The 26,103-nt window shown below is 41.5% G+C and carries 23 protein-coding genes and 3 pseudogenes; 6 read left to right on the top strand and 20 right to left on the bottom strand.

Features of this window, described 5'->3' with window-relative positions; all coding sequences use genetic code 11:
• Positions 1–130 precede the first annotated feature (130 nt).
• The 4 genes and pseudogenes from ADF62_RS02230 to parE form a co-directional block, all read right to left on the bottom strand.
• Positions 131–361, bottom strand: a complete 231-nt coding sequence (locus tag ADF62_RS02230; RefSeq protein WP_003097605.1) for a DUF2969 domain-containing protein — start codon at positions 359–361, stop codon at positions 131–133.
• Between the two features lie 118 nt (positions 362–479).
• Positions 480–1,511, bottom strand: a pseudogene (locus ADF62_RS02235) (branched-chain amino acid aminotransferase); the annotation flags it as partial.
• Between the two features lie 156 nt (positions 1,512–1,667).
• The gene (parC, locus tag ADF62_RS02240; protein ID WP_048787977.1) at positions 1,668–4,124 is read right to left on the bottom strand and encodes a DNA topoisomerase IV subunit A; all 2,457 of its coding nucleotides are present in this window, start codon (positions 4,122–4,124) and stop codon (positions 1,668–1,670) included.
• Between the two features lie 482 nt (positions 4,125–4,606).
• Positions 4,607–6,556 carry a DNA topoisomerase IV subunit B gene (gene parE, locus ADF62_RS02250; protein WP_003093514.1) on the bottom strand — a complete coding sequence of 650 codons (1,950 nt, stop codon included), beginning with the start codon at positions 6,554–6,556 and terminating at the stop codon, positions 4,607–4,609.
• 137 nt (positions 6,557–6,693) lie between these two features.
• Between parE and plsY the strand changes: the two genes are divergently transcribed.
• Positions 6,694–7,335 carry a glycerol-3-phosphate 1-O-acyltransferase PlsY gene (plsY, locus tag ADF62_RS02255; protein ID WP_048787979.1) on the top strand — a complete coding sequence of 214 codons (642 nt, stop codon included), beginning with the start codon at positions 6,694–6,696 and terminating at the stop codon, positions 7,333–7,335.
• 117 nt (positions 7,336–7,452) lie between these two features.
• Here the strand turns inward: plsY and ADF62_RS02260 are convergent, their stop codons facing one another.
• The 9 genes from ADF62_RS02260 to ADF62_RS02300 form a co-directional block, all read right to left on the bottom strand.
• Entirely contained in the window at positions 7,453–7,803 is a 351-nt protein-coding gene (locus ADF62_RS02260; protein ID WP_048787980.1) for a helix-hairpin-helix domain-containing protein, read from the bottom strand.
• 74 nt (positions 7,804–7,877) lie between these two features.
• Positions 7,878–8,132, bottom strand: a complete 255-nt coding sequence (locus tag ADF62_RS02265) for a DUF1912 family protein (protein ID WP_003094650.1) — start codon at positions 8,130–8,132, stop codon at positions 7,878–7,880.
• 112 nt (positions 8,133–8,244) lie between these two features.
• On the bottom strand, positions 8,245–9,195 hold the full coding sequence (gene mmuM, locus ADF62_RS02270; RefSeq protein WP_048787981.1) for a homocysteine S-methyltransferase: 951 nt from the start codon (positions 9,193–9,195) through the stop codon (positions 8,245–8,247).
• 11 nt (positions 9,196–9,206) lie between these two features.
• Positions 9,207–10,583, bottom strand: a complete 1,377-nt coding sequence (locus ADF62_RS02275; RefSeq protein ID WP_048787982.1) for an amino acid permease — start codon at positions 10,581–10,583, stop codon at positions 9,207–9,209.
• Between the two features lie 127 nt (positions 10,584–10,710).
• The gene (yihA, locus tag ADF62_RS02280; protein ID WP_002885996.1) at positions 10,711–11,310 is read right to left on the bottom strand and encodes a ribosome biogenesis GTP-binding protein YihA/YsxC; all 600 of its coding nucleotides are present in this window, start codon (positions 11,308–11,310) and stop codon (positions 10,711–10,713) included.
• A gap of 9 nt (positions 11,311–11,319) precedes the next feature.
• Positions 11,320–12,546 (bottom strand): ATP-dependent Clp protease ATP-binding subunit ClpX, encoded by a 1,227-nt coding sequence (gene clpX, locus ADF62_RS02285; protein WP_003097621.1) that lies wholly within the window; start codon positions 12,544–12,546, stop codon positions 11,320–11,322.
• A gap of 17 nt (positions 12,547–12,563) precedes the next feature.
• Positions 12,564–12,734, bottom strand: a complete 171-nt coding sequence (locus ADF62_RS11105) for a hypothetical protein (protein ID WP_002886174.1) — start codon at positions 12,732–12,734, stop codon at positions 12,564–12,566.
• Positions 12,735–12,738: 4 nt separating this feature from the next.
• On the bottom strand, positions 12,739–13,242 hold the full coding sequence (locus tag ADF62_RS02295; RefSeq protein WP_003093756.1) for a dihydrofolate reductase: 504 nt from the start codon (positions 13,240–13,242) through the stop codon (positions 12,739–12,741).
• A 107-nt stretch (positions 13,243–13,349) separates the two neighbouring features.
• Complete coding sequence (locus ADF62_RS02300; protein ID WP_003093490.1) at positions 13,350–14,210, bottom strand: thymidylate synthase; 861 nt, start codon at positions 14,208–14,210, stop codon at positions 13,350–13,352.
• 322 nt (positions 14,211–14,532) lie between these two features.
• Between ADF62_RS02300 and ADF62_RS02305 the strand changes: the two genes are divergently transcribed.
• From ADF62_RS02305 to ADF62_RS02325, 5 genes are all read left to right on the top strand, one after another.
• Positions 14,533–15,708: a hydroxymethylglutaryl-CoA synthase gene (locus ADF62_RS02305; protein WP_048787983.1), complete on the top strand. Its 1,176-nt coding sequence runs from the start codon at positions 14,533–14,535 to the stop codon at positions 15,706–15,708.
• A complete protein-coding gene (locus ADF62_RS02310) occupies positions 15,701–16,972 on the top strand; it encodes a hydroxymethylglutaryl-CoA reductase, degradative (RefSeq protein WP_048787984.1) in 1,272 nt (423 codons plus the stop codon). The genes ADF62_RS02305 and ADF62_RS02310 overlap by 8 nt, the downstream gene beginning before the upstream one ends.
• A gap of 172 nt (positions 16,973–17,144) precedes the next feature.
• A complete protein-coding gene (locus tag ADF62_RS02315; protein ID WP_048787985.1) occupies positions 17,145–17,594 on the top strand; it encodes a DUF1836 domain-containing protein in 450 nt (149 codons plus the stop codon).
• Positions 17,587–18,264 carry a PAQR family membrane homeostasis protein TrhA gene (gene trhA, locus ADF62_RS02320; protein ID WP_048787986.1) on the top strand — a complete coding sequence of 226 codons (678 nt, stop codon included), beginning with the start codon at positions 17,587–17,589 and terminating at the stop codon, positions 18,262–18,264. The genes ADF62_RS02315 and trhA overlap by 8 nt, the downstream gene beginning before the upstream one ends.
• Positions 18,265–18,322: 58 nt before the next feature.
• The gene (locus tag ADF62_RS02325; RefSeq protein ID WP_002886147.1) at positions 18,323–18,514 is read left to right on the top strand and encodes a PspC domain-containing protein; all 192 of its coding nucleotides are present in this window, start codon (positions 18,323–18,325) and stop codon (positions 18,512–18,514) included.
• Positions 18,515–18,585: 71 nt separating this feature from the next.
• Here the strand turns inward: ADF62_RS02325 and ADF62_RS02330 are convergent, their stop codons facing one another.
• The 7 genes and pseudogenes from ADF62_RS02330 to tnpA form a co-directional block, all read right to left on the bottom strand.
• Entirely contained in the window at positions 18,586–19,644 is a 1,059-nt protein-coding gene (locus ADF62_RS02330; protein WP_048787987.1) for a DUF3114 domain-containing protein, read from the bottom strand.
• Between the two features lie 29 nt (positions 19,645–19,673).
• Positions 19,674–20,564: pseudogene (locus ADF62_RS11745) on the bottom strand (alpha/beta hydrolase).
• A 48-nt stretch (positions 20,565–20,612) separates the two neighbouring features.
• Complete coding sequence (gene thrS, locus ADF62_RS02345) at positions 20,613–22,559, bottom strand: threonine--tRNA ligase (protein WP_048787990.1); 1,947 nt, start codon at positions 22,557–22,559, stop codon at positions 20,613–20,615.
• 55 nt (positions 22,560–22,614) lie between these two features.
• Positions 22,615–22,938: pseudogene (locus tag ADF62_RS10120) on the bottom strand (MazG-like protein).
• Between the two features lie 332 nt (positions 22,939–23,270).
• Positions 23,271–24,593, bottom strand: a complete 1,323-nt coding sequence (locus tag ADF62_RS02355) for a glycosyltransferase family 4 protein (protein ID WP_003097641.1) — start codon at positions 24,591–24,593, stop codon at positions 23,271–23,273.
• Entirely contained in the window at positions 24,594–25,592 is a 999-nt protein-coding gene (locus ADF62_RS02360) for a glycosyltransferase family 4 protein (RefSeq protein WP_152901309.1), read from the bottom strand. It lies immediately after the preceding gene.
• A 232-nt stretch (positions 25,593–25,824) separates the two neighbouring features.
• A partial coding sequence (gene tnpA, locus ADF62_RS02365; protein WP_048787991.1) for an IS200/IS605 family transposase occupies positions 25,825–26,103 on the bottom strand: 279 nt, incomplete at its 5' end.

Genomic DNA, 26,103 nt, shown 5'->3' on the forward strand with positions numbered 1-26,103 from the left:
GGATTCGAACCCCCGAACCCGAAGGAGCGGATTTACAGTCCGCCGCGTTTAGCCTCTTCGCTATCTCTCCTTAAGAACAAGAAATAGTATAACACAGTTTCTTGACCAAAGCAAGCCTTTACTTTGGATTTTAATGATTAAGATTGTAGGATTCGATAATGGCAGCTATTGCATCATCCATTTTATTGTGGAAACCTGCTACGTTTTCTTTATCAACAACGGCAAACTTCCCATCGATTTCTACAATTTGTCCGATGACTTTCTTACCAACAAGAAGCTCAAAGCCTTCAATGGTTGCTTTGTTTACAATGACTTTGGCATCTTTGATTTGGATTTCAATTTTTTTGTCTTTTTTACTCATAGATTTATACCCGATACCTAAATCGAGCCATCCTTTCTTAGTATATGTTCTTAATTTTACCGAAAAAGAAAAAAGCTTGCAAGAGCAAGCTTTAAAATAACCATTTCTTTACTTAGAATTAGTCAACTTTGACAATCCATCCTTCTGGAGCTTCAACATCACCAAATTGGATACCTGTCAACTCATCATAAAGTTTACGTGTTACAGGTCCGACTTCTGTTTCTGAATAGAAGACATGGAAGTCATCACCGTGTTGGACACCACCAATTGGTGAGATAACAGCAGCTGTACCACAGGCACCGGCTTCGACAAATTTATCCAACTCGGCAATCTTAACATCACCTTGAATAGCTTTCATACCAAAACGATTTTCAGCCAAGTAAAGCAATGAGAATTTCGTAATTGATGGTAAGATAGATGGGCTGAGTGGTGTAATAAATTCGTTATCAGCTGTGATACCAAAGAAGTTTGCAGAACCGACTTCTTCAATCTTAGTGTGGGTTGCTGGGTCAAGGTAGATAACATCAGAGAAGTTACTGTCATGTGCAATCTTACCTGGCAACATACTTGCCGCGTAGTTACCACCAACCTTAGCAGCACCTGTACCATGTGGTGCAGCACGGTCATATTCGTCCTGGATAAGGAAATTCGTTGGAGCCAATCCGCCTTTGAAGTAGTTCCCTACTGGCATAGCAAAAATTGTAAAGATATACTCATCTGCTGGGTGAACACCAATAATGTCACCAACCCCGATCAAGAGTGGACGAAGATAAAGTGTTGCACCAGTACCATATGGTGGAACATATTCTTCATTTGCACGTACAACTTGTTTACATGCATCTACAAATTTGTCAACAGGAACTTGTGGCATCAAAAGACGATCCGCAGTACGTTGCAAACGTTTGGCATTTTCATCTGGACGGAACAATTGAATAGAACCATCTTTAGTTCTGTAAGCTTTAAGACCCTCAAAAGCTTCTTGACCATAGTGAAGGGCTGGAGATGCTTCTGAGATGTGCAAGGTTGCATCCTCAGTCAATTGCCCATCATCCCATTTACCGTCTTTGTAATATGAAATATAACGGAATGGAAGTTTACGGTAATTAAATCCTAAATTTTTCCAGTCTAAATCAACTGTCATGTTTATGTCCTCTTTTCTGTTACTATGTGCTTTCTAGTATAGTACTTTTCATTGAAAATTTCAAGGTTATGTTGCAAAATTCTGACAATTCTTTTTAAAACACTTATTTTGCCCAACAAAGAAAAAAACTCTGCTCTCTAGTAAGAGAACAAAGCTTTCTTATCTTTATTTTTCAATAATCTTGGCAGAAAAGACTTCTTTGTCTGCTAATCCTTCAATGAAACTACCGTTGCTAGTACGGTCTGAAAGATTTAGAAGGGACAAGTCAACCTCCGCCGTTTCACCTGTTGTAGCTGTTACAAGCAAGGTCTGAGGAGTCTCTTCTACTGGTGTCGCTAGAAGATCTATCTCGCCACCAGCATTTTCCGTAAAGACTGGACCCGCAGTGAAGACGCGATGTGGTTTCGTCTTAAGCTCACGAAGAACTTGGAGACCTCGACCAGCCCGCTTAGCCTGCGGAATATCGGCTGTAGCCACACGTTTGAGACTAGCTCTTTGTGTCAGAAGGTAGAAACTTTGAGTATTTGCCACAAAGACAGCCTGGACGGTATCATCATCCTTGAGATTGATTGCCTTAACACCTGCTGCCTTGGCACCAACTACCGGCACTTCGTCCGCATTAAAGCGAAGGGCATAACCCTTTTGAGTGATAATCATGATATCATCCAATTGAATCGGAGTGACTGTAACAATAAAATCACTATCATCCTTGAGTTTAGCGTATTTAACCGACTTAGACTTGTAGGTACGCCATGGTGTAAATTCCTTGCGTTCGAAACGTTTAATCTGACCAAGCTTGGTAGCTGCTAGGTAAGTACCCGTTTCAAAATCATCCAGGATTTCTGCATAAAGCACTTCTTCATCTTTCGAAAAATTAGTTATAGTTTGTGATAAATGCTCTCCCAAATCCTTCCAACGAATGTCTGGTAACTCATGAATTGGACGATAAATCACATTGGCCTGATTAGTGAAAATCAAGAGGTGTTGTGTCGTCTTAGCTTGCTGAACCAGAATCAAATCATCATCATCACGTTTTCCGACTTCATCAATCATTGAAGCATTGAAAGAACGTGGGCTTGTACGTTTGACATAGCCACCACGAGTGATGCTGACATAGGTTTCTTCTTCAACAATCAGACTTGCAGTATCAATTTCAATGGTCTTGGTTTCCGCTTGCAACTCTGAACGACGGTCATTACCAAATTTCTTCTTAATGTCACGGAGCTCACGCTTCATGACATTAAACATGGTACGCTCGTCTCCAATGATGTCAGCCAAAGTCGCAATCTGCTCACGTAAATCGTCTTCCTCATTTTGGAGAGTAACGATATCCGTATTGGTCAAACGATAAAGTTGCAAGGTCACGATAGCTTCGACCTGTTCTTCTGAAAAATCATAGCTGACTTTAAGATTTTCCTTGGCATCTGCCTTATTTTCAGAAGCTCGGATAAGGGCAATAACCTCATCCAAAATAGAGATGACACGGATTAGCCCTTCAACGATATGAAGACGTTTTTCAGCTTTTTCCTTGTCGAATTTTGAACGAGCAACGATAATATCACGACGGTGGGCAATATAACTTGACAAAATCTTTTGCAAGCCCACTTGGCGTGGGGTGAAATTGTCGATGGCCACCATGTTGAAATTGTAGTTGACTTGAAGATCCGTATATTTCAAAAGATAGTTAAGAATGGTTTGGCTGTCAGCATCTTTCTTAAGCTCGATAGCAATACGCAACCCTGTACGGTCAGACTCGTCACGAACTTCTGCAATGCCAGGAACCTTGTTATTGACACGAATATCATCGATTTTTTTAACAAGAACTGCCTTATTAACATCGTAAGGAATTTCAGTAACAATGATTTGCTCCTTACCACCTTTGAGTTGTTCAATTTCAGTACATGAACGCACAACGACGCGGCCCTTACCAGTTTCGTAAGCCTTGCGAATCTCATCTTTACCCTGAATGATAGCCCCTGTTGGGAAATCTGGACCAGGCAAGAATTCCATCAATTTATCCAGTTTAGCAGATGGGTGATCAATCATGTAAACAACGGCATCGATGACTTCTGATAGATTATGCGGTGGAATGTCTGTGGCATAACCAGCAGAAATCCCTGTCGCACCATTGACCAAAAGGTTTGGAAAGGCTGCAGGTAAGACTGTTGGTTCCTTCTCTGTATCATCAAAGTTCCAAGCCCATGGGACTGTGTTTTTATCGATATCTTGAAGAAGGTAGCCCGCAATCTCTGACAAGCGTGCCTCTGTATAACGCATGGCTGCTGGTGGATCACCGTCCATAGAACCGTTGTTACCGTGCATCTCAACCAAGATTTCACGATTCTTCCAATCCTGAGACATACGAACCATGGCATCATAAATGGAACTATCGCCATGTGGGTGAAAATTACCCATAATGTTCCCCACCGACTTGGCAGATTTACGATAGCCCTTATCATGGGTATTGCCATCCTTATTCATGGAATAAAGAATACGACGTTGAACGGGTTTCAAACCGTCACGAATGTCAGGAAGCGCACGCTCCTGAATAATGTATTTGGAGTAGCGTCCAAAACGCTCCCCCATGATGTCCTCAAGGGACATGTTTTGAATATTAGACATAAGATACAAAGGGACGATTCGGCTTGCCGAAAATTTCTGTCGAAAAATAGGAAATCGATGTAGGGTTCGATAAGCCCAAGGCGATTTATCTTTTTTCCTAAGAAATTAGTCCCGTGTTCAGTTACATTCAGTAACCAAACGACCCTTTCTGTAGTTTAAAATAGATTATTGAATCAGTGATTAGGGAGTTTCTCCTTATCATAAGCCGTCATCTCTCATCCTCTTTATGATTGTAGGCAAACCCCATCTTTTTAGACAATCACACTTTCCTGTACAATCATCATGAGAAAGCTTGCCTCTAAAAAACTTTCTGGGTCTCCAATATTGGATTCAATTACCTTAAGTATGCATAGACGAAATACTATCGGTGTATACAATCCTAAAAGTCTAATTCTTCGACGATTCATGATGATTACAAGAAAAATTGAGGACAAAAAAACTAATAAAGGAAAAACTAAGTATAGATCCATTACTCACACTCCCTAAAACGCTGTCGTTTCTTCCAAGGTAAATTTAACGTTATCTTCGATCCATTGACGGCGTGGTGCTGGTTTATCTCCCATAAGGACTGAGACACGACGTTCAGCACGCGCTAGGTCATCAATCGTTACTCGGATAAGGGTTCTTGTCTCAGGATCCATGGTTGTTTCCCAGAGCTGGTCAGCATTCATCTCACCAAGCCCTTTGTAACGTTGGAGAATAGCTCCACGACCAAATTTTTGACGAAGTTCCTCAAGTTCCCCATCCGTCCAAGCATATTCGACAACTTCCTTCTTACCTTTCCCTTTAGACATCTTGTAAAGAGGAGGCAAAGCAATATAAACGTGTCCTGCTTCAACCAGTGGACGCATATAACGATAGAAGAAAGTAAGAAGTAAGGTCTGGATGTGAGCCCCATCGGTATCGGCATCGGTCATGATGATAATCTTGTCGTAGTTGATATCGTCAAGGTTAAAATCAGCTCCAACACCTGCACCAATGGTGTAAATCATGGTATTGATTTCTTCATTTTTGAGAATGTCAGCCATTTTGGCTTTCTCAGTGTTTAGGACCTTACCTCGAAGAGGCAGGATAGCCTGGAATTTACGATCACGGCCTTGTTTGGCTGATCCACCGGCAGAATCACCCTCGACTAGATAGAGTTCATTTTTCTTAGCATTTTTAGACTGAGCTGGCGTCAGTTTCCCTGATAAGAGCCCCTTGTCTTTTTTATTTTTCTTGCCATTTCGACTAGCATCACGCGCTTTTCTAGCAGCTTCACGGGCATCACGGGCCTTGATAGCCTTACGCACCAAGTTAGAAGCCAAATCTCCATTTTCCATAAGGAAGTAAGTCAGATGCTCTGAAACGATACTATCGACAATGGGACGTGCTAAAGGAGATCCAAGTTTGTCCTTGGTTTGTCCTTCAAACTGAAGGTGTTCCTCAGGAACCAAGAGCGAAATAACTGCTGACAAGCCCTCACGATAATCCGACCCTTCGAGGTTCTTATCCTTTTCTTTGAGAAGGCCTGTTTTACGAGCATAATCGTTAAGAGCCTTGGTAATGGCAGATTTGAAACCTGTTTCGTGGGTCCCTCCGTCCTTAGTACGGACATTATTGACAAAGGAAAGGATATTATCAGAGTAACCGTCATTGTACTGAAGGGCTACCTCTAAATGAAATTCCTGTTGATCTCCATCAATATAGATGACTGGTGTCAACGTTTCCTTGTCCTCATTCAGGTATGACACAAAGTCTTGAACCCCATTTTCATAGTGGAATTCTTCACGAACTTCTTCTTCGCCACGCAAGTCTGTCAATGTCATAGTGACATTCTTAAGAAGGAAGGCTGATTCTTTGAGACGCTCTGAGATAGTGTTAAATTTAAAGTCAGTCGTTGAAAAGATACTCGCATCAGGCATAAAGGTCACTTTTGTACCTGTCTTAGACTTAGGCGCTTTACCAATCTTTTCAAGCCCTGTTACAGGGTGACCACCATTTTCAAAACGCTGACGATAAACATTACCGTCACGGGTAATTTCTACCTCAAGCCAACTAGACAGTGCATTAACAACTGAGGAACCCACACCGTGAAGACCTCCAGAAGTCTTATAACCACCCTGTCCAAATTTACCACCTGCGTGGAGAACAGTGAAAATAACTTCAACTGTTGGTTTACCCATGGCATGCATCCCTGTCGGCATCCCACGTCCAGAGTCAGAAACGGAAACGGAACCATCATTATTTAAGGTGACAGCAATGACATCACCAAAGCCTGAGAGAGCTTCGTCGACCGCATTGTCGACAATCTCCCAAACCAGGTGATGAAGACCTGTCCCATCTGTTGAGCCAATGTACATTCCTGGGCGTTTGCGAACAGCATCTAACCCTTCCAGTACCTGAATGGCATCATCATTATAATTATTTACATTTATTTCTTTTTTAGCCAAGAGTGACCTCCAAAATTTTCATCCTTATTATTTTATAAGTTTTCAAAAGAATTTGCAAAGGAAATCAGGAAAGCTCAAAGGATATCTTTATGCTGACTAGCTTTGTCAATTACTAGGCTGTATGCTATAATTATCTCATGAAAATCTTATTGTTAATCCTAATCGCCTACTTGTTAGGTTCCATCCAGACTGGTCTCTGGATTGGAAAACTTTTCTTCCATACCAATCTTCGTGAGCATGGCTCTGGAAATACTGGAACAACCAATACCTTTCGTGTTCTAGGTAAGACTGCTGGTACCATCACTTTCTTAGTGGATATGCTTAAAGGGACTTTGGCAGTGCTCTTACCTATTTGGCTGGGTGTCACGGAAGTATCACCCCTAATCATTGGTTTCTTTGCAATTATCGGGCATGTTTTTCCAATCTTTGCGGGATTTAAAGGCGGGAAGGCTGTTGCGACAAGTGCAGGGGTGCTTCTTGGTTTTGCCCCACTCTACTGTGTATTCCTACTCTTGGTCTTTGTCCTAACACTCTATCTAACCAGCATGATTTCATTTTCAAGTGTCACTGCAGCAATTGTTGGACTTATTACCTTAGCTGTGTTTCCAGCTATCCACTTCTTGCTAGATGGCTATAACCCAATCTTTAGCACTGTTCTTATCATCATGGCTTTAGTGATTATTTTCCGTCACACTGAAAATATAGCTCGTATCTGTAATCGTCAGGAAAACTTAGTACCTTTTGGACTTAACTTAACCAAACAAAATCCAAAGAAATAAATCATTAATGACTATTGACCACTAGCCAAGCTAGTGGTTTTCTTGTTCTGCTAACCAACTAACGACTCCAAGACAAATAATAAAGATCCGAAGTCTCTACCTCGGATCTTTTTAGGCTTAATCTTTAAAGCTGACACCATTTTCTTTTAATTTTTTAACTGTTGCAGGTCCGACACCCTTGAGGGCAAGAACTTCTTCTTCAGTCACAGTAGCAAAAGCCTCTACTGAAGTCAAACCTTCATTATAAAGAGTTTCTACAAGGTTTGAACGAAGACCTTCAACTTCTGGAAGTTCTGCGAAAGTTTCAAGACTAAGGTCTTTGGCTGCTACTTCTTCCTTGGCAACTGTCTTAGTTTCAGCAACAGGTTGTGGTGCTACTGGTGGAACAGGGGCTTTAAGATTATTGAAAAGTCCTTGTTTTTTCAAACGGTGTTTAAAAGCTTTCTTTTTATTTTTTACTTTAGCCATGTCTAGTTTTCTCCTATTTTGACAGACGACTTTTTCTTATAAATTACGGTTGTCATTTTCTCTTTCATTCTCTATTAATAGTGACGTTCCCCGAATAGGCCATCTGGCATATCATGGAAACCTTTACCCGCACGATAATTGGTAAACTTACCAATTAGGAAATTGTAGGCATCTAATTTAGCCTCATAACGGAAACTTGCATCACGTGCACGCTCATCGCCATCTTCTTCCCAGATTTTCTTGCTAGCGGCCAAGGCCGTTTCGTTTACTTTAACTTGGGTAACAACCCAGGCTTCGAAGTCTTTTAGAAATTCTTGTTCGTAGGTCATATTTTCCTCTTCATTTTAAAAACCAGCTTAACGCTGGCTTCATTTTCTACTAATAGTGTGTAGAGCTAATAGCCTTACAATTTCTTATTATAACAGATAATTAGAAATTTGACTAGGTTCTAAATTCTTGATATAAGGCTTTAATGTCATTTGGACGTGTTCGACAGCAACCACCCAAAATTTTCACGCCAAAATGAGCATGCCAATCCTTGCTATGTTCAACTAGGGTTAAAGCGTCCTTATCCTTAGGTTTCCAAGTCTGACTGTTGCCATCATAAACTTCACCTGAATTTGGATAAGTAATGAGCACCTTGCCAGCATTCTTAAGAATAGCTAGAGCCTGGTTATAAAGAAGAGGTGAGCTACAGTTGATTCCTAGAGCCAAGATTTGATTTGACTGAGAAACAAGCTTGGCAATCTCATCTAAAGAAGTCCCATCACTGATAGTGCCTGGTTCTTGGACTGTAAAACTGAGATAAGCTTCTGATTCTGGAAATTCTTCAGCCAGGAGTTCAATCAAGGCTTGTGCTTCTAAACGATTTGGAATAGTTTCCAAAGCTAACAAGTCCACACCTTGATCTAGGAGAATTTGAATCCTAGGGTGATGAAAATCCTTAAGCTCTTCGATAGTAATTTGACCATAATCACCACTATACTCAGAACCATTAGCCAAATAAGCTGCGTACGGACCAACATCTCCAGAAATCAAAGGATATGGTCGTTTTGCTTTCTCAGTCTCATCTAATACTACCCATACCTTATCACGTGCAGCCTTTGCTAGCTGTACCGTTAGGGCAATAATCTGCTCCGCTGCTTTCTCGGTAAGTCCTGCCTCTACCAATCCAGGTAAGGTTGCCTGATAAGATGATGTGGTAATCAAGTCAGCCCCAGCAGCTACATAGGTTTCATGAATTTCTTGGATAACTTCTGGCTTCTCAAGAAGATACTTAGCTGACCAGAGCTTACCTGAAATATCATACCCCAAGGCTTCCATCTCTGTTCCTAAAGCCCCATGAAGAATAAGGGGAGAGTTATTTTCCAAATAATCTTTAAATGTTGCCATAAAAGGCCTCCTTACCATTTTTTAAAGCGAAGATAGTGATAAAGGTAACAGAAAATCATGAAAGGAATACCAAAGTAAAGTCCCGCACGTTGTGAACTATCCCAAGCAATACCGAGAACAGAAATGGACAACAGAATGATTGTAATATAAGGTAGGATTGGATTAAACGGTGTCTTGTAATCCAACTCATCATCAGAATGTTCTAAATTCCACTGTTTACGGAAGTTGATTTGTGCCAAAGGAATGGAGAGCCAGACAACAACAACTGCAAAACCAGCAATCGATACCAAAGCTAGATAAACCGTATCTGCAGCATAAATACTTGAAAAGAGCGATAAAACTGCTCCTGCCATAGAAATCAAAAGGGCTGTCATTGGAACACCATGCTTATTAATTTTCACTAGCTTCTTATTGAGCATCCCCTCATTAGCCAGAGACCAAAGCATACGACTTGACGCATAAAGACCTGAATTTCCAGCAGAAAGAATAGCTGTCAGGATAACAAAATTCATAATATCCGCCGCAAATGGAATCCCCATCTTGTCAAAGACATCAACGAAAGGTGCTGAAGAAACTCCTGCTTCTTTCATTGGAAGAAGCGAGGCCAAGACCACAATGGTTAAGACAAAGAAGATAACCAAACGGCCAATAGTTGTTTTAATAGCACGTGGAACAGCTTCCTTAGGATTATCTGTTTCACCAGCTGCAATACCGATTAACTCTGTTCCTGAAAAGGCATAGTTAACAGCCAACATAACTGACACAATAGCAAGACCACCATTTGGAAAGAGACCATTGGCCGTCAAGTGCTTAAACATAATAGCCTCACGGTGACCTTCAAAACTCACCAACCCAAACATGGCACCAAGACCTAGTATGATGAAAACTATGATAGCAATGACTTTTATAGACGAGAAGAAAGATTCTGCTTCAGCAAAAGACCTTACGCTCAAAGCATTAATTCCAAGAATCACAAAGGCAAAGAAGGCCGCAAACATCCAAGCCGGAACTGATGGAAACCAACGTTGCATCAACATGGCAGCACCCAGAAATTCTGTTCCCAAGGCTACCGTCCAACAAATCCAATAAAGCCAAGCTACCGTAAAGCCGGTTCCCGGACTGATAAATTTAGTAGCATAGGTGTGAAAGGATCCCGTTACTGGCATAGCTACTGCTAACTCCCCCAAAGAAAGCATAACCAAGTAAACGACAACAGCCCCCACAAGGTAAGAGAGGATCGCACCAAGGGGACCTGCTTGTGCAATCGTATAACCCGAACTCAAGAAGAGACCAGTACCGATAACACCACCCAGCGAGAGCATAAAGAGGTGGCGTGAGGTCATCTTCCGTTGGAACTGACCTTCATTTTCATAATTATGGTTTTCCATAGATTCCTCCAATAGATATGATAAAACAAGCTTATCACAATAAAAGCCCTTTGGATAATAGGTTGAAGCTATCAAAGAGATAGACAAAAACTATCACAAAAAAAACTCGGATTTCTCCAAGCTCTTTTTATAATTCTGCTAAAATCGTATCCCATGCTTCATCATAACCGTCACGTGTGACAGATGAAAAGACGATGAAATGGTCATTTTTATCAAAATTTAGTTTTTTCTTAATGATAGATTCGTGCTTGTTCCATTTTCCGCGAGGAATCTTATCAGCCTTAGTCGCTACAACGATGACCGGAATTTCATAATACTTGAGAAATTCATACATTTGGATATCGTCTTGAGTTGGTTCATGTCGGAGGTCAACCAAGCTAACAACGACACGAAGATTGTCTCGAGTCACAAGGTACTCTTCAATCATTTTCCCCCACTTGGCACGTTCTTTTTTAGACACACGGGCATAACCGTAACCTGGCACATCCACAAAACGAAGCTTATCGTCAATATTGTAGAAATTAAGCAACTGAGTTTTCCCTGGTTTCCCAGAAGTACGTGCTAGGTTTTTACGACCAAGAAGTGTATTGATAAAGCTTGATTTACCAACATTCGAGCGTCCTGCTAGGGCAACCTCAGGGAGGTCATCTTGGGGATAGTGGCTCTTATTCGCCGCACTGAGCAAAATCTCAGCATTGTGCGTATTTAGGACTTGTTCTTCAGCCATAGGTCCTCCTTACGCTGTTTCCAAAACTGGAGCAGCTGTACCATCAACGGCTTCTTTGGTAATACGAACCTTAGTCACATCTTCCTGACTAGGGATTTCAAACATGACATCCATCATGACTTCCTCAATGATAGAGCGAAGCCCACGAGCACCAGTCTTACGTTCAATCGCCTTACTTGCAATAGCTTCAAGAGCATCTTGGTCAAACTCCAGTTCAACCCCATCATAAGACAAGAGGGTTTGATACTGTTTAACCAAGGCATTTCTAGGCTCTGTCAAGATACGAACCAAGTCGTCAACCGTTAACTGTTCTAGGGCCGCAAGGACTGGCAAACGTCCGATAAACTCAGGGATAAGACCAAATTTTTGGATATCTTCAGCCACAATTTCTTGCATGTATGATGAGTCATCATCAATTGCCTTATTATTTTGACCAAAACCAATGATTTTCTCACCAAGACGTTGCTTAACGATATCTTCGATACCATCAAAAGCACCACCCACGATAAAGAGAATATTCTTAGTATCAATTTGAATCATCTCTTGGTTAGGGTGTTTACGACCACCTTGAGGGGGAACGCTGGCTACTGTTCCTTCGATAATCTTCAAGAGAGCTTGTTGAACCCCTTCACCTGAAACGTCACGAGTGATTGATACGTTTTCACCCTTTTTAGCAATCTTATCAATCTCATCGACATAGATGATCCCACGTTCCGCACGTTCAATATTGAAGTCTGCCGCTTGGATCAGTTTGAGGAGGATATTTTCCACATCCTCACCCACATAACCTGCCTCTGTCAATGATGTTGCATCCGCAATCGCAAATGGAACATTCAAGCTACGAGCCAAGGTCTGAGCCAAGAAAGTCTTCCCTGAACCAGTTGGTCCAATCATGAGAATATTTGATTTTTGCAAATCCACATCATTGTCTTCACGACTTTCTGTGAAATTGATACGTTTATAGTGATTGTAAACAGCTACCGACAAGGCACGTTTGGCACGGTCCTGCCCCACGACATAGTTGTTTAAAATATCTAAAAGTTCTTTTGGCTTTGGTGTTTCAGCCAAGTCAGCCAAAACTTCTTCTGCCATTTCCTCACGAATGATTTCTTGTGACAAGGCCACACATTCGTTACAGATAAAGACGCCATTCCCAGCGATAATTTTCTTTACTTCTTCTTGGTTTTTGCCACAAAATGAACAATAAACCATTTCTTCATTACGATTTCCAGCCATTTATTCCTCACTCTTTTCTAAAATAGGGTGCCATAGAAGGCGTGAATAGTATTGACAAGGTTGGTAAAAGCATTTAAAAAGAGAAAAACTGCTAACCCATAACGTTTCTTGCGAAAGGCAGGAATGGCAGAGAGGACACAAAGCACCCCCAATAATGCAGTAAATAACCCAAAAACACTACGTTGCATGAACCTAGTCTCCTTCTTTTTCATAGCGACTTATACTAAAGTCATAGGCATTTTTATCATCCTTGGCCACGCGATCACATGATACCTCTTTAAATGCCGTCATATCTAGTTGTGGAAAATACGTGTCTCCCTCTAAATCAGCCTCAACAGTTGTCTTGATGAGTGCATCATAATATCCCTCAAAAGCCTTGTAGACACCAGCACCACCAGCAATATAGAGATCCTTATCTTGCTGTTCAAACCAAGCTAGGGCTTCCTCAACACTCGTAACGGTCGTTACACCCTCACAGTCGAAGTCCTTGTCTCGTGTCAAAATCAAGGTTTCACGTCCTGGCAGGCAACGACGGTTCATGCCATCAAAGGTCACACGTCCCATAAGAATTGCTGAACCCATAGTCGTTTTCTTGAAATGTGCCAGTTCAGCAGGCAGATGCCAAGGCATAGTGTGATTCTTCCCAATAACATGGTTATGAGCTTCCGCCCAAATAGCAATGAGTTGTTTAGACACGGTATTTCCTTTTCTTTTTAAGTTTACAATCCATTCTAACAAAAAAAGACAAAAAGAGCTCGGAAAAACTTTGCCAGCTCTTTATAGGCTTAAATCATAAGCATTTATTAAATTGCTAAGTCAAATTTGAGTTGAGGTTTGACAGGATCATAATCAACCAATTCAAAATCTTCTGGTTTGATATCAAAGAAATTAGTTCCATCAGGAACATTGAGAATCAAGCGTGGTTGGCAATCAGACGGCTGACGCTTGAGGAGTTCCTCAGCTTGCTCAAATTGATTGTCATAAATATGGAGGTTGTTGATGAAATAAAAGAATTTACCAACTTTCCAACCAAAGTGCTTGGCAATCATCATCTGAAGGGCCACATACTGCATGGCATTAATATGATGAGCCACCAACATATCGTTAGAGCGTTGCGTCAAAGTGGCGTCCAAATAAATATCCTCACCCACACGACGAACATCAAACATGGTTTGGAAGGCACAAGGCTGAAGTCCTGCTGTCTCCTCGAAGGCCTCGTAATCCCAAAGAGAGATGACATTACGGCGATTCCACGGATTAGCCTCCAACTGAGCCAACAAACGGTTAATAATATCGTGCTTCTTAACGACGGCCCCATAACGCTGACCAATCGAACGCTTGTCCCCATTATTAGCAGGTACGTCTTCAACTTCCCAGTCATTCCAATAGTGAACATTGTACTTATCTTCAAGGACATCTAGACTATTTGTCTGGTCTTGATAAATCCAAAACACTTCTTTGATGGCAGATTTGATAGCAATAGGACGAAGAGTAGTAATTGGAAACTCTCCCCTGCTCAAGTCATATTCTGCAAAAGCTCCAGTGATGTATTTGGAATTGGCTGTTGTGCCATCCTTGTATTTAGGACGTGCTTGCTCAGACCAAACACCTTCTTCCAGGATTTTGGTGATATTTTCTTTAAAAATAGTGTCTGCTTTTGTCATGATTTTCCTCTTTATTCTATTGAAAACAAAGTCTCACTAAAAACTCGCAACATAATAAGTAGAAATAATTTTGCTTATCTAATTATAGCTGTAAATAATGTTGCTTTTCATTTTAATTTTACCTTATTCTGGTGCAAATGAGAACTAAAAGCTATAGGAATAGCAAAAGTGAGTCTTTTGAAATCCTATAGCACTTATCAAAAAATAAGATATTACTAACTATCAAAGTTTTTTTCAAGGCGAAAGCACTCTTTTATGGTAAAATCACTATAGATTAGTATCTTCTGGATACTCTACAATGAAGAATAAAAGGAAACATCATATGTCTATTGGAATTGATAAGATTGGTTTTGCAACCAGTCAATATGTTCTAAACATGGCTGATCTCGCTCTTGCCCGTGGGGCGGAGCCTGAAAAATTCAGCAAGGGGCTGATGCTTGATGCAACCAGTATTACGCCGATTACAGAAGATATCGTGACGCTTGCCTCTGATGCAGCGGCTGATATTTTAAATGACGACGACAAAAAAGCTATCGATATGGTCATCGTGGCTACTGAGTCTTCCATTGACCAGTCTAAGGCTGCTGCTGTCTATGTTCACAGTCTTTTGGGTATTCAGCCTTTTGCCCGTTCTTTTGAGATGAAGGAAGCTTGTTACGCTGCAACTGCTGGACTTAACTATGCTAAATTGCACGTGGCAGCCCACCCAGAGAGCAAAGTTCTAGTTATCGCTAGTGATATTGCCCGTTATGGTGTCGGATCTTCAGGTGAATCTACTCAGGGAGCTGGTGCCGTGGCCATGCTAGTCAGTCAGAATCCTCGTATCTTGGAGCTTGCTGATGACAATGTGGCACAAACCCGTGATGTCATGGACTTCTGGCGTCCAAACTACAGTTCAACGCCTTATGTTCAAGGCATCTATTCAACCAAGCAGTACCTTGACAGTTTGAAGACAACTTGGGCAGCTTATCAAGAACGCCATCAGGCTGACTTTGCTGATTTTGCCGCTTTTTGTCTCCACCTTCCTTATCCTAAGTTAGCTCTTAAGGGACTTAACAAGATTATTCCCAAAGATTTGAATATAGAGAATAAAGAGCGTTTAATTAACAACTTTGATGCATCCATTACTTATAGTCGACAAATTGGAAATATCTATACAGGATCACTTTATCTTGGACTCCTTTCTCTATTAGAACAGTCACAAGATCTTAAAGCGGGAGATAGAATTGGTTTCTTTTCTTATGGTTCTGGAGCCGTCTCTGAAATTTTCTCAGGACGTTTAGTGGAAGGCTACAAAGACCTGCTTCGTTCAGACCGTCTAGATACCTTTGCCAAACGTCACCCCTTGAGCGTTGCTGATTATGAAAAACTTTTCTATGAAGAGGCGCAGTTGGATGACACTGGCTCTACTCAATTCACTGATTACCAAACTGGATCTTTCCGTTTAACTGAAATCTCTGAACACCAACGTATCTATAAAGGAAATCAAAATGACTAAACTCTCTTGGACTGGTTTTTCCAAGAAGACACCGCAAGAACGCAAAGAGCATTTGAAAAAGAATGCTCTTTTGTCTCAGGAAAATCAAGACTTTCTGGATAAGGACCAACAACTTACTCTTGAAACAGCCAATCAAATGGCTGAAAATGTCATTGGTCGCTTTACACTTCCCTTTGCCGTTTGCCCAGATGTATTGGTAGACGGTGTAACCTATCAGGTTCCTATGGTTACTGAGGAGCCTTCTGTTGTCGCCGCTGCTTCCTATGCTAGCAAGCTCATTAAACGCTCTGGCGGTTTCACAACTACGATTCATAATCGTCAAATGATTGGCCAAGTTGCCCTTTTTGACGTTCCTGATAAAGCCGCTGCTTCAAGTAAAATTCAAGCAGCCAATCAGGACCTCATAGAGATTGCCAAAGAGGCTCATCCTTCTATTGTTAAGCGTGGGGGTGGCCCTCGCAGGCTCTGGACTGAGGCTAAGGGAGACTTCCTCATTATCTATCTAGCCGTTGATACCCAAGAAGCCATGGGAGCCAATATGGTCAACACCATGATGGAAGCACTGGTGCCAGAACTGGAAAATCTCTCAGAAGGTCAAAGCCTCATGGCTATTCTCTCAAATCTAGCCACTGAGAGCCTTGTGACAGCGACTTGCCGTCTTAACACACGCTTCCTCAGCCGCAATAAGGACGAAGCACATGACCTAGCCAAGAAAATGGAGATGGCTAGCCAACTGGCCCAGGTGGACCCCTACCGAGCAGCCACCCATAATAAGGGTATTTTCAACGGTATCGATGCCCTAGTTATTGCGACTGGCAATGATTGGCGAGCAGTTGAGGCTGGTAGTCATGCCTATGCTAGCAAGGATGGTAGCTACCGTGGCCTGTCCACATGGACTTATGACCAGGAGGCTAAAGAATTGGTGGGAGAATTAACCCTCCCCATGCCAATCGCAACCCGTGGCGGTTCTATTGGACTTAATCCAAGTGCATCTATCGCCCATGACTTGCTGAACTATCCAGATGCTAAAACCCTAGCCAGTATCATCGTCTCTCTTGGTTTAGCACAAAATCTTGCTGCTCTTAAAGCGCTAACCTCAACAGGAATCCAAGCAGGACATATGAAACTCCAGGCCAAATCTCTGGCCTTGTTAGCCGGGGCTAGTCCTGAAGAAATGCCTCACGTTTTGACTGAACTTCTCAAGGCCAAACATATGAACCAAGAAACTGCACAAGCAATTTTGAAGAAACTTAGAACCCCATAAAAAGAGATACTGAAGCAGTTTTAAAAAATAACTCTGCCATATCACATAAGAAATAAAGATGTTGAACATATTATCTCAACATCTTTTTCATTTCCCGTAAGTTCTGACTTGACTTAAATTTCTATAATGTTATAATCTGGTTATGAAAACTAGATAAAGAGGTTTTTATAATTTGACAACACAACAATACCCTCTCTGGGAAGAATTACCAGAGATTGAACTCTATTTGGATCAGGTTTTGCTCTATGTCAATCAGGTCACCCAAAGTACTTTGGGGCCAAACGACAAGGGGCTAACCGCCTCTATGGTCAACAATTATGTCAAACATGGCCATGTCGCAAAACCCATCAAGAAAAAATATAATGCTGCTCAGGTAGCTAGACTTATTGTCATCACTAGTCTGAAGACCGTCTTTGAGATTTCTGAGATTGCTAAAACCTTGGAAATCCTACGGACAGATGCTGAAAGTCAAAAGAGTTACTACAATAACTTTGTAGCCTGTATGAATGGTCAGTTTCCCCAAGAGGCTCCGCAAGTCATACTCTCAGCCTGTCAGACGCTTCAATGCTACCGAGCTACCCATCAACTTTTGAACAACCTTGAAGGAGGAAACAATGTCTAATACTGCTACTTTTAATACTTCTCCCAACCTCAAACTCAGTAAAAAACTCAGCTTTGGTGAGGAAGTGGCTAACAGCGTGACTCACGCTGTCGGAGCCATGGCCATGCTGGTCTTATTGCCAATTACTGCTGTTCATGCCAACAACGGCTACGGCATGACTGCTGCTGTCGGGATGGCTGTTTTTGTCATTAGCCTCTTCCTCATGTTCTTGAGCTCAGCCATCTATCATGCCATGGATTACAATTCACCCCACAAGATGGTTCTAAGAATTATTGACCACAGCATGATTTATATCGCCATTGCTGGAAGCTACACCCCTGTTGCCCTCTCACTGGTTGGCGGATGGCTAGGCTACAGCATCATCGTCCTCCAATGGGGAACAACAATTTTTGGTATTCTCTACAAAATCTTTGCTAAAAAAATCAATGAAAAATTCTCCCTCTTCCTCTATCTAATGATGGGCTGGTTGGTTATCTTCATTATTCCAGCTATCGTCACTAAGACAGGACCTGCCTTTTGGGGACTCATGCTTGCTGGAGGATTGTCATACACGGTTGGTGCAGCTTTCTATGCTAAGAAAAAGCCATACTTTCACATGATTTGGCACCTCTTCATCATGTTGGCTTCGGCTCTCCAATATCTGGGTATTGTCTATTTCATGCTTCCTTAAAACAAATACCAGGCTTCAAACAGTTATGATATAATAAGGCCATACGGAGGTAAATCATATGAAAAAAGAACTCAGGCGAGATCCTAACAACAAAATCATCGCCGGTGTTTGTTCTGGTATTGCTAAATATCTTGATATCGATCCTGTCATTATTCGCCTTATTTGGGCTGCAGCGATCTTCTTATTTGGAACAGGTTTTCTTTTCTACATCATTTGCTGGATTATTATCCCAGAAGAAAGCAAGTGGTAAGTTACAATTGAATATACAAAAAGTGACACAGATCTAAATTCTTACCATTTAGGTCTGTATCACTTTCTTTTTTATTTTTTCAAGCGGAAAATCAAATAACTGATATTAACAAGGAGTAAAACACTCCAAAGAATAAGGAAAGGAATATTTCCTCGGACAGCATTGTGCCAAATACCTAGGGCGTATAAGGCCATAAATACTAGTGATCCTAGAACGGCTGTCCCTTTATTGTTTTGTGGTTGTTTAGACATATGAACCTCCTTTGTTTGCTTTTTCTGAACTGGTTTAAAGCCATAAACCATGGCGAGAAAAAGTCTGGCTTGACGTTTGACATCATTAGCCAAAGATCTGTGTGACTGGGCATAGATACCATTTGGATTGTAAAAAGACTTGTCAAAATGCTCAGGCTCTTTTCGGCCCCACTTCTTTCTCAATTTGTTGGGTGATCGAAAGCCCTTGGTCATCCGATTACGAAAGGCAGGATCATGTGGTTGAACCGGCTCCACATCCAGTTGCCAGTGGCGTTTGAAATTGCCATAGTTGAAACTAGCACCATTAACCACTCCACTCTCAGTCACCTGCTCCGCATCGACCTCATTGAGAAAATTTCCCTGACTATCTAGAATAAACTCTACACGATTATAGAGGAGAATCTTGAGATTAACACTAGGAATCCCATCTGGATAAATCCCCTTGCCATCACAGATAGAAATCTTTTGGTGCAGACGTCCCTGATCAAACATGGTGAAAGGCTTCCATCTTAGATAGACAGCTAAAGCTTCTTTGTCTGTCATCCCTGTTTTTTTATAATGTGTCCGTACATACTGGGCCTGTTGACTAGAAATAAGGTAACGTAACTGATGGATTTGTCGCTCAATAGAGAATTTTTTAGATAAGCTGTCCTCAGGAAAAGCCAAATCTACTAACCTGGCAACATCCTTCCAGAAAGCATCATGAGGCGCCAAGTCAGGGTCAAAATAGGATAATAAACGCTGAGTTTCCTCTATCTCCCCAGATAGATCCTCTGGCATCTCTATATAAGCAAGCAATAACTCCAGCACCTGCAGTGGCTGGTATTCCTTTTGCCATTCCTTCCATAAGCTAGAAAAGGCTTTTGAACCAATGAGCATCACATTTCTCCTCAATAACATCAGTTAGTTTAATCAGTGGTCACCTTTATGAAGTCCTCTATCTTAGCAACTACCTCTTTGGTGTGATAGTGATAAAGATAACGTGGGGCATCATAAAAAGTCAGTTCGATATTTTTCTGGTCCTTTGCAAATCTGGCCGCATAGTTTCGCCACTCCTCCTGGCCAAATCCAGTACCCTCACCATTCGAGACCATCAGTAAGGTGGGGATTTGTGAATCTATCTTAGCATCAACCTTTTTATCCTTTCCCTTAACAGATAGACTCTCATTAACATAGCTTGTGACAGTATTTGACGATAAGCTATTCGTTGATAGAGGCGTCGGTCACTGCTACTTAGATTTTCATTAGGCATATATAAGCGATTTGGTAGATACCTTAATAGACCTAATTGACTTTCCCAACGAGCCATAGATAACATCTGGGGATGCATTTTTATTTGATAGTAACTCTCTGGTAGAGCCCAATCTAAGACAATGACTGCCTGGATTTCACTTGGATATTTTTCTTGCCACAAAAGAGTTTCTAAGGAGACCATCGAATGAGAAAGAATAATATAAGGACCTGATACTTGAGGCTTGGCTAGGGCTTGACGTGTCTCAGAAACATCTCTGGACTTAGACGTGTCCTCACTGTAACCATAGCCAGCTCTTTCAACAACGACGATCTTGTACTCCTTTGAAAGCCCATCATACAAGTCTTTAAAATCTAGAATTGGCGAGGCCGTTCCTGCCCCCTTACAAAAACGCTCATTTTGTGTCCATTGACAGCTACCATCCTCCCTAAAGGGCTAAGAGACCCTTCTCTCTTTGCAAGCCCAATCTATGGTAAGTAAAACTAGCCAGTAACAAGAACAGAACTAATCCCAGCAAAAATAAAAGTCTTTTCCTAAAAACGTGCATGGTTTATCCTACTAAAAAGTCAGCTAGCTTAGCTAACCGACCCTTTTTTTATTCGGCATCTGGGCGTGATTTGCGAGCGATATCAGCAAGGATATTTTCTACAAATTCTGACACAGTTTCAGTGTGTGTTTGTTTTTGTCCATAGCGACGAACGTTAACAGTTCCGTCTTCCATTTCCTTATCACCAACAATCAATTGGTAAGGAATTTTTTGCGTTTGAGAAGCACGAATCTTGAACTGCATTTTTTCATTACGTTCATCCACTTCGGCACGGACACCACGATCACGAAGTTCCTTAGCCACTTTCCATGCGTAGTCTACGTGTTTTTCGTTAGATACTGGAATAAGGGTTACTTGATGAGGGGCAAGCCATGTTGGGAAAGCACCCTTGTAGTTTTCAATCAGAATAGCTGTGAAGCGTTCCATAGTTGAGATAACCCCACGGTGAATCATGACTGGACGGTGTTCTTCCCCATCAGCTCCGATGTAGTGAAGGTCAAAACGTTCTGGAAGCAAGAAGTCCAACTGAATAGTAGAAAGAGTTTCTTCCTTACCAAGAGCAGTCTTAACTTGGATATCCAATTTTGGTCCATAGAAGGCTGCTTCTCCTTCGGCTTCATAGTACTCAACACCCATATCATCAACAGCCGCTTTCAACATGCGTTGCGCATTTTCCCACATTTCATCGTTATCAAAGTATTTGTGTTTGTCTTCAGGATCACGGTAAGACAAGCGGAAACGATAATCTGTCAAGTTAAAGTCTTCATACACATCGATGATCAATTGAAGGATTTTCTTGAATTCATCTTCGATTTGTTCTGGAGCAACGAAAGTATGTCCATCGTTAAGTGACATTTCACGAACACGTTGAAGACCTGTCAAAGCACCTGATTTTTCGTAACGGTGCATCATACCGATTTCAGCGATACGGATTGGCAATTCACGATAAGAGTGGACATGGTGTTTGTAGACTTCGATGTGGTGTGGGCAGTTCATTGGACGAAGGACAAATTCTTCCCCATCTCCCATATCCATTGGAGGGAACATGTCTTCACGGTAATGATCCCAGTGACCGGAAGTTTTATAAAGTTCAACTGATGCAATTGGTGGCGTATAAACGTGTTGGTAGCCTGCTGCTACTTCTTTATCAACGATATAACGTTCCAACTCACGACGGATAGTCGCACCATTTGGCAACCAGAATGGAAGCCCTTGACCAACTTCTTGAGAAATCATGAACAAATCAAGCTCTTTCCCAAGTTTACGGTGGTCACGTTCTTTAGCTTCTTCAAGGCGTTTAAGGTAAGCCTTGAGATCTTTTTTATCGAACCAAGCTGTACCGTAGATACGTTGCATCATAGCATTATCGCTATTTCCACGCCAGTAAGCACCTGCAACATTCAAAAGGTGGAAGACTTGAATACGACCAGTTGATGGCACGTGTGGACCACGGCAAAGGTCAACGTATTCACCTTGACGGTAGATTGTCAAACCACCTTCGTCTTCTGAGTGTTCTTCAATCAATTCCAATTTATATGGGTCATTTTTGAAGATTTCACGCGCCTCGTCTTTAGTCACTTCTTCACGGATTGATGGGAAGTTTTCCTTAACGATTTTCTTCATTTCTTCTTCGATACGAGGAAGATCTTCGTTAGAAATTTGACCAGCTTCATTGTCAGTATCGTAGTAGAAACCATCTTCGATAGCTGGACCAACACCCAAGTGGATGTCTGGGAAGAGGCGACGAGCTGCTTGTGCAAACAAGTGAGCCGCTGAGTGACGCAAAATTGGAAGGGCATCTTCGTGATCAGGTGTCACGATTTCGATGCTTCCATCTTCAGTGATAGCACGTGTAGTATCAATCAATTTACCGTTGAATTTACCAGCAAGAGCTTTCTTAGCCAAAGAGTTACTGATAGATTGTGCAATTTCAAAAGTTGTCACGCCAGATTCGAATTCACGAACAGCGCCATCTGGGAAAGTAATGTTAATCATAATTTTCTCCTTTTATTAATTCATAGTTTCTAAGCATTGACTTTTGAATATCAGACTACTTCCTAGTCTTAATATTCAACTGCTTTTCTTTATCAGAGAGGAAGTTTGCCATTTCCGTCTGAATGTCTATATCCAAACATTGAGAAAGCTCCACTAGCCACCAGATATTTTCTGAAAGTTTTCGTTCCAGTGTGTAGGGTGTTTCATCATAGTAGCGTCCTTGCTTGGTCATCACTAGTCGTTGGAAATTTCCAATATCATTAGATAAAGCCAAGAGGTCTTCTCCTATCGTTCACTTGGAATCATGATACTTAACTTCCAGCTCGTGATAAGCTTGTCGGATTGCCCAACTACGCTCCACTAATTCTTGCAAGTCCATAGTTAGACTCCTCATAAAAAAATTGCAACATCCTGAAAAGGACGTCGCAACGTGGTTCCACCTTAGTTCGTGTACGACAAAAAATAAGTCTGTCTTACACCTCTGATTGGCTCTAACGTGGCCACCGTTTTATGTTTGCATAAAAAATTTATCGAGTAGTCCCAATCATGTCCTCTGCGTGATTCCCAGCGACACACGCTCTCTGAAAGATTTCCCATGACTGATATGTCTCTATGCGTTATTATAGCATGAAACTGTAATTTTTCAAGCTAATTATCTCTTTTATTAATCAATTCTAAGATTTTATCTGACTAGGAAAATGTGAAGCTTTCCTAATCCAAAAGTTTTGTGATATTTCTGATTTTCTTAACCTGTTTGGCAGACCCTTTGATAATCCGAACAGAGCCATTGACAGGCAAGGTGATAGCCTTAGTTGGCAAATAAGTCACCATACGGGTCAAGCGTTTCATAGTGCTACCTTCACCATTAAGATCATTATGGAAATCCTTAGAAATTGTAAGGTCCAAGTAATACTCATAGACACGTTTTCCAAAGTTTTCCGCAGAAATTTCATAGAGCTTCTCAGCCCACTTTGTCTCATCTTTTTCCGGCGTTGCTATAGCCGCTTCCAAAATTGCCCCAGCTAAATCATTATCATGATAATAAAGCGTTCCAAACATCTGGTCCGTAATCACATTATCCAAATAAGGATTTCCATGAGCAATAATCGGAGTACCGCTAGCCAAGGCTTCCAGATAGGTCAAACCCTGGGTCTCACTGGTTGATGCCGAGATGAAGAAATCAGCAGCCTTATAGTAAAGAGCTGTTTCGCCAGGTGCAATCATACCTGTGAAAACCACCTTATCCAGAACACCAAGTTTCTTGGCTTGGGACTTCAGGTCTGGTAGGTAAGGTCCATCGCCAGCAACAACTAACCGAACCTTATCGTCTTCCCCTAAAACCGAAGGTAGAGCCGCCAGAACTGCTTGGATATTTTTCTCATAAGAGACACGAGACAAGCTCAACAACATGGTTTCATCCGAAGCTATACCAAGCTTGGCTCTCAAGTCTGCCACATCTTCCTCAGTAATCTCTGGACGCTGGAATTTCTCAAGTTCAATGCCTGTTGGAATGACCCGTTTTTCAGCAGCAATCTTGTACTTGAGTAAAAGGTCATAAACAATCTCGCTCGGACAGATAACCCCATCCAGATCGCTCATAAAGCCACGAACAATGTACTTAACCATACTTGGACGGATGACCATACCTTTGGCAATATAGCGGACATAGTCTTCATACTGGGTGTGATAGGTGTGTACAACAGGAATCTTAAGTTCACGCGCAATGGCAATCCCTAGAAGCCCCAAGGAGAACTCTGTCTGCGTATGAATAATATCAAGCTTGTACTGTTTTGCAATCTCTAGAGCCTTAGAAAAACCACGATAAGCCACTCGGCGATCCTTAAAGGCAAAGAAAGGAACACTAGGAATACGAATAATCTGCCAGTCTTCATAGCGATCAACATCTCTATCAGTCGTAGTAAAGATAAAGACATTATGCCCCATTTTTTCCAACTGCGTCTTCAGTGTGCGAATACTAGTCGCAACACCGGATACCTGTGGAAAATAAGTATCTGTAAACAATCCGATACGCATTTAAATCTCCAATACTTCTTTGTAGGCTTTAACAAGTTTTTGAGCGACATCATCAATCGAGCGACTTTCCGCAACCTTGTATCCTGCTTCACGCTTGTCCACTTTACCATCGATAATATCTTGTAAGGCCACTACAAATTCATCCACATTGTGCCCAAATGAGGCAGATTTCTCATCAACCCAGCCCTCATAAACAGGAATATCACGTAAGACCACATGTTGGTGACTAGCGAAGGCTTCAAGTACTACAATTCCCTCTGTCTCTTCATAAGATGGGAAAAAGAAGGCGTTGGCACCACTCATAGCTCCCTGAAAGACAGCTCCCTTGAAATAACCTGGGAAGCTGACATTATCAGGATGCTTACCATTGACAATGTCTCGAATCTTTTTAGGAATTAGCCATTTACTAATACTGCCTAGCCAAATGAAACGAACATGTGGCATCTTCTCAGCAACCTTGACAAAATCTTCAATTCCCTTGCGTTGGAAGTAAAGACCTGCACAAATAACCACTGGCTGTCCTTTCTCGATACCAAAGTAATCTCGGAAAACTTCTTCCTTGCGTGGGTCCTTGCCGTATTTTTTCAGATCAATCCCGTTTGAAACAGCAATGATTGGTGTGGTAACTCCGTAAGACTGAATCAATTTTTTGGAATACTCAGATGGCGTAATCACGTAATCAGCCTTTTGATACATGTGGGCCAAATATTTCCCAAAAAGTGGTGCCATGAAGTTAGAACCAATGAATGAATTTTCAAAGTCCTCACGTGTCGAATGACCATGCATGATGACCTTCTTTCCACGACGTTTTGCGGCATGTAACAACATCAAACTGCGTGGTCCATAAGTATTGATATGAACAACATCATAATCACCCAAGATGTCTGTTGTATAGGGAATCCCCGCCAAGTCTAAGGCACGCATCTGATGGTGAAGAGCCCGTCCGATTCCTGATTTTTCAAGAACCGATTTTCCTTCAAGATAAAGTAGAACTTTCATACTCATAATTATAGCTTAATTTGTACGAAATTTCATCTTGCAGTTAACTTTATCTTGATTTCTCATTTAATGAGATAGGGTAGAAAAGCACAAGTCAAAACCACCCGTGAGAACGGGTGGCTTGCTCTTCGGCTGAAAGCCTCTGCTACCGGACGAGGCCTAAAGGCCTACCGAATGGTTTCCCTTCAGCACCACCTTTACTAGCTGACCCGTCTAGCGGGTCTCTTTAAGATTACTTTCTTTTATTCTTCTCACCTGTAAACGGATCATACTCCTCAAATAGACTTAGCTGATCTGCTATCACGTCTTCTTGTAAGTGATTACGAATATATTCTTCAATTCGCTTCTGATTTCGTCCAACCGTATCAACATAAAATCCTCGACACCAAAATTTGCGATTCCCATATTTATACTTTAAATTAGCGTGTCGATCAAATATCATTAAACTACTTTTGCCCTTTAAATATCCCATAAATGAGGAAATACTTAGTTTCGGTGGTATACTCACCAA

It is taken from the genome of Streptococcus sp. 1004_SSPC (assembly GCF_001069025.1).
Classification (GTDB): Bacteria; Bacillota; Bacilli; order Lactobacillales; family Streptococcaceae; genus Streptococcus; species Streptococcus vestibularis.

What these genes read in the sequence shown, in the direction of transcription:
- ADF62_RS02230 (WP_003097605.1), bottom strand. Translation starts at nt 361, where the DNA reads ATGAGTAAAAAAGACAAAAAAATTGAAATCCAAATCAAAGATGCCAAA.
- parC (WP_048787977.1), bottom strand. Translation starts at nt 4,124, where the DNA reads ATGTCTAATATTCAAAACATGTCCCTTGAGGACATCATGGGGGAGCGT.
- plsY (WP_048787979.1), top strand. Translation starts at nt 6,694, where the DNA reads ATGAAAATCTTATTGTTAATCCTAATCGCCTACTTGTTAGGTTCCATC.
- ADF62_RS02260 (WP_048787980.1), bottom strand. Translation starts at nt 7,803, where the DNA reads ATGGCTAAAGTAAAAAATAAAAAGAAAGCTTTTAAACACCGTTTGAAA.
- ADF62_RS02265 (WP_003094650.1), bottom strand. Translation starts at nt 8,132, where the DNA reads ATGACCTACGAACAAGAATTTCTAAAAGACTTCGAAGCCTGGGTTGTT.
- mmuM (WP_048787981.1), bottom strand. Translation starts at nt 9,195, where the DNA reads ATGGCAACATTTAAAGATTATTTGGAAAATAACTCTCCCCTTATTCTT.
- ADF62_RS02275 (WP_048787982.1), bottom strand. Translation starts at nt 10,583, where the DNA reads ATGGAAAACCATAATTATGAAAATGAAGGTCAGTTCCAACGGAAGATG.
- yihA (WP_002885996.1), bottom strand. Translation starts at nt 11,310, where the DNA reads ATGGCTGAAGAACAAGTCCTAAATACGCACAATGCTGAGATTTTGCTC.
- clpX (WP_003097621.1), bottom strand. Translation starts at nt 12,546, where the DNA reads ATGGCTGGAAATCGTAATGAAGAAATGGTTTATTGTTCATTTTGTGGC.
- ADF62_RS11105 (WP_002886174.1), bottom strand. Translation starts at nt 12,734, where the DNA reads ATGCAACGTAGTGTTTTTGGGTTATTTACTGCATTATTGGGGGTGCTT.
- ADF62_RS02300 (WP_003093490.1), bottom strand. Translation starts at nt 14,210, where the DNA reads ATGACAAAAGCAGACACTATTTTTAAAGAAAATATCACCAAAATCCTG.
- ADF62_RS02305 (WP_048787983.1), top strand. Translation starts at nt 14,533, where the DNA reads ATGTCTATTGGAATTGATAAGATTGGTTTTGCAACCAGTCAATATGTT.
- ADF62_RS02310 (WP_048787984.1), top strand. Translation starts at nt 15,701, where the DNA reads ATGACTAAACTCTCTTGGACTGGTTTTTCCAAGAAGACACCGCAAGAA.
- trhA (WP_048787986.1), top strand. Translation starts at nt 17,587, where the DNA reads ATGTCTAATACTGCTACTTTTAATACTTCTCCCAACCTCAAACTCAGT.
- ADF62_RS02325 (WP_002886147.1), top strand. Translation starts at nt 18,323, where the DNA reads ATGAAAAAAGAACTCAGGCGAGATCCTAACAACAAAATCATCGCCGGT.
- ADF62_RS02330 (WP_048787987.1), bottom strand. Translation starts at nt 19,644, where the DNA reads ATGCTCATTGGTTCAAAAGCCTTTTCTAGCTTATGGAAGGAATGGCAA.
- thrS (WP_048787990.1), bottom strand. Translation starts at nt 22,559, where the DNA reads ATGATTAACATTACTTTCCCAGATGGCGCTGTTCGTGAATTCGAATCT.
- ADF62_RS02355 (WP_003097641.1), bottom strand. Translation starts at nt 24,593, where the DNA reads ATGCGTATCGGATTGTTTACAGATACTTATTTTCCACAGGTATCCGGT.
- ADF62_RS02360 (WP_152901309.1), bottom strand. Translation starts at nt 25,592, where the DNA reads ATGAAAGTTCTACTTTATCTTGAAGGAAAATCGGTTCTTGAAAAATCA.